This is a genomic window from Ignavibacteriota bacterium (assembly GCA_016708125.1).
Classification (GTDB): Bacteria; Bacteroidota; Ignavibacteria; order Ignavibacteriales; family Melioribacteraceae.
This window is the reverse complement of sequence record JADJGF010000009.1, coordinates 1-10028: the sequence shown is the minus strand read 5'-3', so window position 1 is coordinate 10028 and position 10028 is coordinate 1. Positions and strand designations below refer to the sequence as shown.

The 10028-nt window shown below is 30.2% G+C and carries 15 protein-coding genes and 2 pseudogenes; all 17 read right to left on the bottom strand.

Features of this window, described 5'->3' with window-relative positions; all coding sequences use genetic code 11:
* Nucleotides 1-734: 734 nt before the first annotated feature.
* Entirely contained in the window at nucleotides 735-1097 is a 363-nt protein-coding gene (locus IPH62_19925) for a hypothetical protein (protein ID MBK7107540.1), read from the bottom strand.
* Between the two features lie 18 nt (nucleotides 1098-1115).
* Entirely contained in the window at nucleotides 1116-1256 is a 141-nt protein-coding gene (locus IPH62_19920) for a BNR-4 repeat-containing protein (protein ID MBK7107539.1), read from the bottom strand.
* Between the two features lie 287 nt (nucleotides 1257-1543).
* Nucleotides 1544-1759, bottom strand: coding sequence for a hypothetical protein (locus IPH62_19915; GenBank protein MBK7107538.1), 216 nt, complete (start codon nucleotides 1757-1759; stop codon nucleotides 1544-1546).
* Between the two features lie 1228 nt (nucleotides 1760-2987).
* Nucleotides 2988-3448, bottom strand: a pseudogene (locus tag IPH62_19910) (sulfatase-like hydrolase/transferase).
* A gap of 50 nt (nucleotides 3449-3498) precedes the next feature.
* Nucleotides 3499-4001: pseudogene (locus IPH62_19905) on the bottom strand (sulfatase-like hydrolase/transferase).
* 212 nt (nucleotides 4002-4213) lie between these two features.
* Complete coding sequence (locus tag IPH62_19900) at nucleotides 4214-4333, bottom strand: fibronectin type III-like domain-contianing protein (GenBank protein MBK7107537.1); 120 nt, start codon at nucleotides 4331-4333, stop codon at nucleotides 4214-4216.
* Nucleotides 4334-4514: 181 nt separating this feature from the next.
* Nucleotides 4515-4802, bottom strand: a complete 288-nt coding sequence (locus tag IPH62_19895; protein MBK7107536.1) for a glycoside hydrolase family 3 C-terminal domain-containing protein — start codon at nucleotides 4800-4802, stop codon at nucleotides 4515-4517.
* On the bottom strand, nucleotides 4769-4915 hold the full coding sequence (locus tag IPH62_19890) for a hypothetical protein (protein MBK7107535.1): 147 nt from the start codon (nucleotides 4913-4915) through the stop codon (nucleotides 4769-4771). The genes IPH62_19895 and IPH62_19890 overlap by 34 nt, the downstream gene beginning before the upstream one ends.
* 245 nt (nucleotides 4916-5160) lie before the next feature.
* Nucleotides 5161-5298 carry a hypothetical protein gene (locus tag IPH62_19885; GenBank protein ID MBK7107534.1) on the bottom strand — a complete coding sequence of 46 codons (138 nt, stop codon included), beginning with the start codon at nucleotides 5296-5298 and terminating at the stop codon, nucleotides 5161-5163.
* Between the two features lie 92 nt (nucleotides 5299-5390).
* Nucleotides 5391-5537 (bottom strand): hypothetical protein, encoded by a 147-nt coding sequence (locus IPH62_19880; protein ID MBK7107533.1) that lies wholly within the window; start codon nucleotides 5535-5537, stop codon nucleotides 5391-5393.
* A gap of 181 nt (nucleotides 5538-5718) precedes the next feature.
* Nucleotides 5719-5877: a hypothetical protein gene (locus tag IPH62_19875; GenBank protein MBK7107532.1), complete on the bottom strand. Its 159-nt coding sequence runs from the start codon at nucleotides 5875-5877 to the stop codon at nucleotides 5719-5721.
* A 145-nt stretch (nucleotides 5878-6022) separates the two neighbouring features.
* The gene (locus tag IPH62_19870) at nucleotides 6023-6349 is read right to left on the bottom strand and encodes a glycoside hydrolase family 3 protein (GenBank protein MBK7107531.1); all 327 of its coding nucleotides are present in this window, start codon (nucleotides 6347-6349) and stop codon (nucleotides 6023-6025) included.
* Between the two features lie 63 nt (nucleotides 6350-6412).
* Complete coding sequence (locus IPH62_19865; GenBank protein ID MBK7107530.1) at nucleotides 6413-6610, bottom strand: hypothetical protein; 198 nt, start codon at nucleotides 6608-6610, stop codon at nucleotides 6413-6415.
* A gap of 371 nt (nucleotides 6611-6981) precedes the next feature.
* Nucleotides 6982-7263, bottom strand: a complete 282-nt coding sequence (locus IPH62_19860) for a hypothetical protein (GenBank protein ID MBK7107529.1) — start codon at nucleotides 7261-7263, stop codon at nucleotides 6982-6984.
* A gap of 408 nt (nucleotides 7264-7671) precedes the next feature.
* Nucleotides 7672-7809, bottom strand: a complete 138-nt coding sequence (locus IPH62_19855) for a hypothetical protein (protein ID MBK7107528.1) — start codon at nucleotides 7807-7809, stop codon at nucleotides 7672-7674.
* 464 nt (nucleotides 7810-8273) lie between these two features.
* A complete protein-coding gene (locus IPH62_19850) occupies nucleotides 8274-8453 on the bottom strand; it encodes a hypothetical protein (protein MBK7107527.1) in 180 nt (59 codons plus the stop codon).
* A 450-nt stretch (nucleotides 8454-8903) separates the two neighbouring features.
* Nucleotides 8904-9128: a hypothetical protein gene (locus IPH62_19845; GenBank protein MBK7107526.1), complete on the bottom strand. Its 225-nt coding sequence runs from the start codon at nucleotides 9126-9128 to the stop codon at nucleotides 8904-8906.
* Nucleotides 9129-10028: the final 900 nt, after the last annotated feature.

Sequence of the window (10028 nt, the reverse complement as noted above, 5' to 3'; positions counted from 1 at the left end):
CACTTGATTCACCCAATGGTAATTCCTCTGGATCCAGTAGACTTGCTGTCCATAATCCATGTTCTCTTTGCAAGTGTAACAATTTTTCAGCCATTTCTTGAAATTGTTGAATATATTTTCTCTTGAAGGATATGTTTCGGGAATAATGGTAAGCATTCTCGCTAATCCAGCAATTACCAGCCATTTCCGCTACTCCCAAAAACTTTTTACCATTCGAGTTTTCTTATCAAAAAGCGATCGTCTCTAAAATTATAAACTGTCAGATTTAGTATATAAATAATCGAGTTAGCCACCAATGTTTATCTGCATAATCTAAATACTTAATTTCATTTTGATACTTTGTACATACGAGCAAATGATGGCGGAGCCATAAATAAAAGCATCGCACCATGTCCACCATTCAGTTTATATTCATTATCTTGAAATTTCAAATCTGCTTTTGGATTCTAGCTATGTGAATATCCATTGCCCGTTTTGATTTATCAATAATTTTGGGATCTTTATTTATTTCATATAGCCAAGAATAAACATCTGATATTGCCAATCTATCTGCATGATAAATATCCGCAATTATTTCAATCGTTTATTTGACCAATATGAATTATTTATTTAAATACCTTCTTCCTTACGGTTCCTAAAAGTGCTGCAAGACAATATAAAATGCCCCAGTGCCAATCTAAACGGTGACACTAACAATATAGGATTGGACAATTGCCAATCGGCAGTCTGTTTCATTATGTTTTTAATATTTTCCCCGAATTAAAAGCATCATTTATAGTTGGATTGATATTTATTTTAATAGGATGAAAGATAATCTGTATAATGAATATATTTTGAATTTTGCATCCATAATAATTGAATTGGATTATCCTTTTAGCATTTCTTACTGCAAAAGGTCTAACATTATCTTTGCTTGAACCTTTAGTAATTGATTGAGCATCCCATTCAGTACCATTCTTGGTTTCCCACTCCAATTTCAAAAAAGAATCTCGCTTGGCAGATAGATAAACAATATTTGTATTTTCATGATCTATAAAATTCGCCTGGAATAATTTTGTTCCAAATTCATTTTTACCTTCTGGAGTTTGAGGAAACAAGGTCCGGCATCTATTAAATCACTGAATCCATTTTTCTCCGTTCCATTTCGCGTATGAATAAATATGATTTTTATTATCCGGAAATTTTGCATAAACAATAACAGGATTGTCATTTTCATCAGCTGCGATATCCCAAATCCACGATTTTATCTTTGTCATTGTTGCATTAAACACTTAGTGATGTTTTTATTAGGAGAAATTGGATCTTCCTAAAATTCCATTTCTTCATTTTCAACATTATATAATTTTCCATTTTTATAATACATATAAGTAAATACTATTTTCATTTCATCTTTGATGTCCGGCAGTAAAAGCAAACATAATTTTATCTTTCCATTTTGACGTTACTTTTAAGTAAGGTCGACGCATAGTATAAATACGCTTAGGTAAAAATAAATATTTTACTTTTGGTCCATGTTTTACCCATATCATTTGAATATGAATAATTAGGGTTTGTTATCAATACCTCGCCAGAAAAGATATAATCTATTTTGTTCTTCGGATAAAATAACCGGATTAGCATAAGTATTTGTGTTAACAAATTCTGAATAATTTACTGTATCATTTAGAAATAATTCTTGTTTTTCCACAATTTTATATCTTCCCATTTTCATTTTAAAAACTGAAATGGATTTGGGTATCATGCTTTGTGAAAATACCATCAATTTTCCTTCATGTGAAATATCAATGAAGGATTATCATGATCATCTTTTCATAATTATCTTCAAGAACCTTAGTTTTGATTTGATTCGTTTCATGATCATAATATCCGATTGTAACATCACCATGGCTGTCAATCCATCCAGCATATGTTCTTTTATATTTACCTTCAAAGTAAACTGCTCTTGGATCTGAGAACCAACACCAAGCTCCATCAAAAATAAATGATTGATAACATTCCGAATTTAAACCAGTTTCTTTGTTAATTGGATTTTGAAATTTGCTGTGGGAATATTTCTAATGTCAATACAACAACAATTATAATTTTGAAGAATAATTTTTCATTACTTTCTCAATTTTTTTTAGGATTTTAATCTACTAATTTCATCCACAAGTAACCAAGATTTTCCTATATTTTCAATATGCCAATTTGGACATGATTTGATATTTTCTGCAAGTATTTTAATATATCTACAATTTTATTTGAAATATTTTTTTAATATTTTAGCATCTACATTACTATTTTTAACTATATCAAAATTTATTTCCAAAATTTTTCTCGAAATTAATTTTATCAGAAATTAAAATTCAACTTTATTAGGAAGAAAAATCAGCAAAATTGATTCTGCAAAAAACTTATAGAAATATTTTCAATTAATTTTTAGTGTTCAAATCAAGAATTCGCTTCAAAATCATTTCCTTCAAAAGCCAAGCCAATTTCCATCATTATGATCAAATGAGCCACTTACTCCATCAATAAGAATTGATTTATCGCCAAAACCAAATTTTGGGTTTGGTTCATTTTTCAAAATAATATTTGAGCCAATTGCAGAATGTTTTTGATATTTAATTCTATCTGAGCCAATTCTTCCAGGCTCCCGATTTTCTTTCCTTTATTCCAGTTAATCTATCGCCAAGTTCATATCTGGCTTTATCGCCAATCTTTGCAATTGTTCTACAATTTTAGGATGTTTGTCAATAATATTATTTTTCTTCTATATCATTCTTCAAGTCATATAACTCATAATCTGATTTTTTATTCCATGTTTGGCACAAATCCATCAACACCGGGCTGCATACCTTCATAACTTCTTTGAGTACATGGAAATATCAATTTCCAATCTTGTTTCAACCGCAATTAAATCATAATCGTAGTAATGCCAAAATTCATCTCTAGGATTTTCATCATTCTCATTGGGAAGCAAAGGTAAAATATTTACACCATCTATTTTATTTTTGAAGTGGTGATTCTGTAATAGCGGCAATAGTTGGAAGTATATCTATTAGTGAAGCTATTTTATCGCAATTTACTTTTTGTTGGATTTTTGCGGGCCAACGCATTATGCAAGGAACCCGTGTCTCGCCTTCCCACATTGTACCTTTACCTTCCCGTAAAGTTAATGCAGATCTGGCTTGGTTTCCAAAATTTAACCAAGGTCCGTTATCACTTGTAAATATTACTAAAGTATTTTCTTCAATATTATTTTCTTTTAGTGAATTTAAAACTTCACCAACAGACCAATCAATTTCCATAATTACATCACCGTAAAGTCCTTGTTCACTTTTTCCTTTAAATTTATCGGATACGGCAATCGGTACATGCGGCATTGAATGAGCTAAGTATAGGAAAAATTATTCTTCGCATTTCTTTTAATAAAATCAACTGCGTGTTCTGTGTATTTTGTGGTCAATTCAGCTTGATCTTCAAGGTTTTTACTTCTTCTATTTTTTCATTTCCTTATTATGAAAGTTCAGGATATCTGGATTTCAAATTATTATCAGCTGGTAAACCATCATATCCAACCGGCCACATATCATTTGAATATGGCAAGCTATAATATTCATCGAATCCCCTTGCTGCAAGGTAAGAATTGTTTATAACTTCCTAAATGCCATTTGCCAAATATTCCGGTTTTGTAATTTTTTTTTCTTAATAATTTAGCAATTTTTCTTCATCTGGATTAAAGTCCAATTGTTGATCCGGGAAATAAAGCTCCTCTTATACTAACTCTTTCCGAATAACATCCGGTTAACAAAGCAGCACGAGATGCGCTGCAAACAGCAGTCGCAACATGAAAATCTGTAAATCTGATTCCTTCTTCAGCCATTTTATCAAGATTTGGAGTTGAATATCCTTTGCACCTAAGAACCAATATCAGCATATCCTAAATCATCAGTGTAAATTATTATAATGTTAGGATAATTTTCTTCCGATAGAAATTTTAGGGAAGTTAGATATGGCATAAATAATGACAGATAATCCAGTACCAGTATTTTTTAGAAAATCCGTCTAGAAATTTTTGACATATTCAATGCCAAATATTTTTTATTGATGAATTTTAATTTAAGTTTTTTTACACTTATTGTTTGTCTGAGTTAATATCTTTGAAGAATTTCCCAATCATAATTCTAAATTCACCCGGCTCAACAATTTGATTAAATTTTTGTCTATATCATTAAAGTTCCGGAGTAATTTGAAATTTTATTGTTTTTGTTTCGCCAACATTTAGATGGCTCTTTGGAAATCCTTTCAGTTCGATAATTGGTCGGGCAACAGATGCAAATAAATCTTTAATATATAATTGAACAACTTCATCACCAGAATAATTTCACTATTTTCAATTGAAATTCAACTAATACATTTTCATTGGCAGAGATTTCTTTCTTACTTACAACTAAATTACTATATTCAAATTCTGTATAACAAGCTATCAACCAAAAGGAAATAAAGGTTGTCCGGTTAAATTATTGTAATCATCACCTCTTCCAGATTGGTTTATGATTGTAATAAAGTGGTGATTGTGATTCATGAATTGGAAATGTAATTGGCAATCTGCCAGCGGGATTATAATCTCCAAACAAAACATCAGCTACAGCATTTCCACCAACATCCCCCGGATACCAAACATCAATAATTCCATTTATTTCATCTATCCAATTATTCATTGTAATTGCACTTCCACCAACCAATACTCCAACTACCGGTTTTCCAGTTTTTGCAATATCCTTAATTAACTTTTCTTGATAACCTGTAAATTTAGATATGCTCTATCGCGAAATTCCCCTTCTTCAATGCCGGCAACAACAATTGCTGCATCGCTTTGTTTGACAATCTCTACAGCTTCATTAATTTCTTGGAAGCCAATTTTTATTAACACCTTCATCCCAGACTAACTTACATCTTGCGTTACCACTTGTAGTATAAAATTCAATTCAGATATCATATTCTTTATTTTAATAAACTCATATTCAACGATTGAAGTTCGATAAGAATTTTGAATCCAATTATCAATTATCAAATTGTTATTTAAATAAAGTTTAAATCCGTCGTTACCTTCAATTCCAATTTTAACAATTCCATTTTAGGTCAATAATTTTCCCTTCCCATTTAACTGAATACCAATCATAATCTAACTTTTCCGGATCCGAGAAAAAGTGTCCACCTAAAATTTATATTTTCATCAATTTGAGAAAAAGTAACTTCCACCTTCAAATTTGAGATTATCATAATATTACCAAATAATCCATTTGTTTTTTTCATTTTGATAACAAATTAATTTTTTCGACGGGACTGGAACAAATTCAACACTTTCCCTATCGCAACCTTTCGAGAATTTAACATCTGCAAAATCTTTACTTTTCTTTTATGCTATCCAGAATACTTATTACATTATTTCCCGGACCACTATAACCTCCAAGTCTGCCTTCAATTGCATCACCACCAATTACTGCATTTTCTTTAAATCTTTTTTTAACGGAGAATTTTATTTTGATTTTCAACAATACAATTGATTCTAGAGCGGCTTTTTGCTAATTCTCTATTTTCAATATTTCGTTTAATTTATTTGCATCTTCGGATTTACATAAGATTTTCAAATAATCCCAAATTAAATTTTGCAGTTAAAACTCTTTCAACAGCTTTGTTTATTGTAGATTCTTTAATCATTCCTTTTCAAAAGCTTCATAAAATTGGAAATGAGAATATAGTTTGAAAAATTACATCCAATCCATTTTCAATTGCTTCTTTAGTTGACTCTGGCATAATTCTGAGTGGTAAAATGAAGAACATTTGCGCCGCCAATTGCGCACCATCTGGAAATAACAAAACCTTTAAATCCATTCATCTTTTAGTTTTTTGTTAAGAGCCAATTATTTGCCGTACTGGAGTTCCATCATAGAGTGTTATGAAATCATTAGTGAAAGTGCATTCCCCTTCTGTACAGATTCTTTAAATCGGAAAATATATTTCTTCCATTAATCTTTCATTAAAATGAATAGGATAACTGTCTCTGCCGCCATCCCCTACATTTGCTGCAAAATGTTTCGGAGTTGTAATAATGCCTATTTTCAAATTTAGAAATATAAGCTAAGCCCATTTTAGAAGTTAAAAACGGATCTTCTCCATAAGTTTCTTCTGTTCTTCCCCAGCGAACATCGCGCGCAATATTTATTACGGGAGATAAAATTTGTTTAAGTCCTCTTGATTTCACTTCTTTTGCAATTGCATTTGCAACTTCACTCATTAGATTTGTATTCCACGTTGCGGCTAATCCTATTGATTGCGGAAAGCTGTTGCACCTTCTCTTGCCAATCCATTAAGTCTTCATCAAAGGAATTATTGGATTCTACATCTGAGTCTCTTCAACAAAATATTTTTATATTTCATTAATTTTTCTGCAACAGATCTGGGAGACCCAGATTTTCCATATTGTAGTATTTGTTCTTGCGGCATTGCTTGATGTGCCTTTTGTTGAAACTTGAAAACCAAAAATTCCGTTTTTATATTTTTCTTTTCCATCGCTCAAATCACCCGGAATCATAAATAGCTGCCAAAATTTTTCTTCTAGAGTCATTCTTGATATAAGATCATCAACTCGTTCATTAACCGGTAATTTGGATTTTTATACTTAAGATTTTGAGCATAATTGATGTTTACCGTCAAAATGGTAAATAATATTATAATAGATTTTTTCATGATTTATAAAATTATTTGTTTTAAGAATTAATTAATAATTATTATTACTTTTTTTGAAATTGGATAAAATCTAAATGAAATATTTATAAAATAATTCATTCAGTTGGGAACAGTTTTATTGTCTCAATTGAATGATGCCCAATATTTATAAGTATTTCATTGACATTGGTTTCTAACTTTTGTAATTTTCTTCAATTAGGTTAGTGCTAAATGCTTTCCAGAAATTTTTACAAAACTATTTATTTTTGTTTAATATCTTCCTAAGAATATCATACATGCGAATAATAACTGAATTATCATCTTCTGATTTTTTAATGTTGATATAATTATATTTTTACTATCAAGTGAAAAAGAAACTTTTTCATCCGGTAAATTTGCATCTTTATATTGCTTTGGATTTAAAACGACTTGTAATTTCTCATTAGCTTGTTTTCCAAATTGAAATCCATTTTCCCAATCGGGCAAATGTGATGTTAATGAAAAACTATAATAATGATCGCCCGTTTGAAGATATTCATTACCTAATTTCATGGCAACTTTTCTTGAAGCTAAAAGTATTGGCTGTAAAATAATATTATCATTATTTGCATTGGTTGGATCAATATAATCAGCAACTGCAACACATGAACTTAATGTAACCCCAATGTTTTCATCACTTGCACCAATCCAGTTTTCAATTCCTCGAGGATGAATTTCTTTGCAATCTGTTAAATATCTTTCCCTGCTGGTTCTTTAATTTCGTCTTTACCAACATTAACAACTTCCAATGCAGTTTCTGTAAGATACTTTCCTTTCTCTAATTTTATTGAAGTGCCATTCTGTATTCGCGATATAAAACTCCTTCCAATTTACTAATGATACTTCAAAATCAATTCGTTTCAGTTTTCTATAAAGTATAATTTTTGCTCCATTACAGCATTTCTTATTTTCTGTCTGTATTTAAAATGAACTGTAAACAGAACCATTTTCAATTAATTCCCAATTGGTTTTGTAATTACTTGATTTAATCAAATCCTTCCATTGTTGGCTGCTGAATATCAACAAAATTCTCCAGCACCATTTTCCTTCGGAATTCATAGTAAATATTTCACCGCCAAAAATTTTGTAGTATCCAAAATTTCTTTTTCTAATTCTTTATCATAAATACTTTTTATTCCGCCATTGGCAAATGAAATTTTATAATAATCACTTTCGTAAGAATTTGGATTTGTTTCTTTCCAATAATTTCTGAACTATTTTTAATGTAGTAAGTTTTGAAACCGATTGAAGGAATATTTTCTGCAATAAAATTTACTGTAAATGATTTGAAACTACCATCATCATATTTTGAAAATTAAAATTGATATTCAATTCTTTTGCCTTCATTATCAAATATATCAAGCGACTTCGATTTTCCCTTCTCAAAGTTCATTGTGAATTTTATTGGATCTGTTCGCTCCTTAATTTAAACTATTGAAAACAACAATGGTATTCCTTTTATAAGATCAGTATTTATTTTTGAAGCAATTGAGTTAATTGCATTTTCTGCAATTTGATTTGCTTCATTTTTGCAAAACAAATTTGTAAGAACAAATCATCTGTTGTTTGTCCTCTTTACCCCAACCATGATCAGGATAAATCTTTGCTTCCCATGCATCAGATAATCTTAATGCCGGATAATTTGATAAATCATTTTCTGTTAATGAATTAATTAAAGAAAATTTTTCAGCAAATATCAGCATGATGTCTGCTTCACGGCTAGCTTTCAATGCTTCAAATGCGATGGGTAAGAATATACAACCAAACTTGCGGACGTTCACCAATTATTTTTTGGAATGTTCAAAGCAGATGAAACAAAATCTTCAGAAATTCATCTGCAGTTTGCATTTAAATTTCGAAGTTCAATCGGAACTTTTTTCATCATTAACTTCTATTTCATTTAATACTTTCCCCTAATTATTTATTACATCGCTGTAATCTTTTGCTGGACTCATATCCCAATCAGATAAAAGCGGAATTACATTTCTATTGAATTTTCAGAAAAATATTTTTCCCAATAAATTGAAGATTCACTAAATAGTTTGCTGGATCATAAATATTTTTGTGAAGAGGCATAAATGCATCCCCATAATGACGGGGTGAATATGAGTAATATAAGAGCCATCCGGACTATGCCAATTATAAACACCTTTTCAAATCTGCTTATAACCATAAATCTGTTCCGGATTTTTCAGAATTTGCGGCATTTGTAAAACTCTTCCAGGAACATCTACATTCCAATATACTTTTGCATCATAATTGAATTCATTTTTAAGCCACTTTTTCCAAAAGTAAAATTGACGTACTAAAGACTCTCCAGAACATTTCTTCATAGGGTTGAATATAAGTTGATCCACAAGAAATTTTTTTCCCTTCATTTAATAATTTTCTAATTCCGTCTTTTTTTCTCCGGGTGACGTTGAATAAATTCCTTGATCATTAAAAGCATCTTCAATATCAAATCTGTATGAAGGATCAGCTTTCATTGCTTTTCTTAAGCGGTGTAGCGGCATTGTATCTCGTTCAATTACACTTTTCGGGACTATCCATCATGCAATATCTTGATCACTAGAATTCATAAGAGAGATTTGACCTTTACTCAATTTTGATTGCGATAAGTTCATCAAATTATTAACGGTGTTCGGTTTGTAAATTCTTTGACAATTAATATTTGTTGTACGTTGTTCTCAATTTTCAATTCATTAATCAATAGATTTTGCAACAATTTTTGCTTTTTGTTTCTTGATTTAGCATTGGCATGGAAATTAATTCAGAATTTTCATCTCGCAAATTCAGATTCAGATTTCTTACATCTTTTATTTATTACAATTTGTCCGGTTGCATTTCACCATCTGATCTTAAATTAACAACGAAATCTTCGTGACAGTTTGAAACTGTAAAAATTTACCATCATAATTTACTGGAGCTGAAAAATAAAGTTCAAAATTTTCACCATTATATTTAATCGAACATTCATCCATGTTTCAAATTTAACTAAGTTTAACAGATTAGAAATAACATCATTTGCTTTGTAAGCAATTAACAATATGTTATTCATGAAGCTACTCCACAATTTTATTTTTACCGGTTTCTCCCTCTTTCATCCATTTTGTAGGGCATAAGTGACATATAGCCATGACCGTCATTATTGCTGATCAAGTTCACGATTGTTGTAAATTCTAAAAATTCCGCCTTCTTTGTTATCAAACTTTCTATTTCTTCATTACCACTAATAAATTCAATCTTTTTTACATCATTGATAAATACATCAAGCTTAT